Below are 1,295 nucleotides of genomic sequence, written 5' to 3' on the forward strand. Positions count from 1 at the left end.
TACGCCAGGCCGGTTGCCAGGTTTCGTGGTGTTTGAGCCCGTGCTTGAGCAGGCTCCAGAAGGAGTAACGGTTTGCCATGGAGCGCCCCATATTGTTGCCAGATGTGACTAGATTGTTGGCCAAGCCGGCCGGAAAAGATGGGACAAAACGGACAAGCTACGTGCTTATTGCGTCGTGTCCGGGTGGCAGCCGCCAGGCGAGGGCGCGTGGCCGGCCGGCATGGTACGCAGGTATAAAAAAACCCCGCCGGGGGAATCGGCGGGGCAAGGGCACAAGTACCCACAGGGAAGCACCTACACAAACACGGCCAATAAATCCTTGTTGGCAATCCGCTTGCCGGACGCCACCAGCACCTGCTGGATCACGCCATCGCGCTCCGCCTTGATCGCCACCTCCATCTTCATCGCCTCGATGGTCAGCAGGGTGTCGCCCTGCTGCACCCGCTGCCCCGGCGCCACCAGTACGGTGCTGACCATGCCCGGCATCGGCGCGCCGACGTGGTGCGGGTTGTCCTCTTCCGCCTTGGGCTGTGCGCTGGCGGCGGCGGCACCGGCCTTGGCCACCTTGATCACCCGCGCCTGGCCGTTCAGCTCGAAGAACAGTTTGACGTGGCCATCGTCGGTGTCGGCGCGGCCCAGCAGTTGCACGATCAGCGTCTTGCCGCGTTCCAGTTCGATGCAGACTTCCTCGCCTTCCTTCAGGCCGTAGAAGAAGGCGCTGGTCGGCAGGATCGATACGTCACCGAAGCGGGCGCTATGGGCGGCGAAGTCCTTGAACACCTTGGGGTACATCAGGTGCGAGGCCAGTTCCTGTTCCGTGCATTCACGCCCAAGGCTGGCGGCCAACCTTTGTTGCTCGGCCGCCAGGTCCACCGCCGGCAGCAGCGCGCCGGCGCGCTGGGTGAGCGCGGGTGCGCCTTTCAGCACCTTGCGCTGCAAGGCCTCGGGGAAGCCGTGCGCCGGGTAGCCCAGCTCGCCCTTGAACAGCGACACCACCGAGTCCGGGAAGTCGATGGCCCGTTGCGGGTCGGCCACCTGTGCCGGGGTGAGGTCGTTGGAAACCATGAACAGCGCCATGTCGCCCACCACCTTGGAGGTGGGGGTGACCTTGACGATGTCGCCGAACAGCAGGTTGACCTGGGCATAGGCTGCCGCCACCTCCGGCCAGCGCGCTTCCAGCCCCAGCGAACGCGCCTGTTCGCGCAGGTTGGTGACCTGCCCGCCCGGCATTTCGTGGTGGTACACCGCGGCGGTGCCGGCGCGCATGTCGGCTTCGAACGGCGCGTAGCTGCGGC

General features: G+C 65.7%; 1 protein-coding gene. It reads right to left on the reverse strand.

What is annotated here, in order from left to right; all coding sequences use genetic code 11:
• Positions 1-294: 294 nt before the first annotated feature.
• Positions 295-1,295 (reverse strand): biotin/lipoyl-containing protein (locus ACFOLG_RS08985; RefSeq protein ID WP_386090963.1); only part of this gene is annotated, 1,001 nt, incomplete at its 5' end.

Origin of the sequence: Vogesella facilis (genome assembly GCF_042648525.1) — a bacterium.
GTDB classification, from domain to species: Bacteria; Pseudomonadota; Gammaproteobacteria; order Burkholderiales; family Chromobacteriaceae; genus Vogesella; species Vogesella facilis.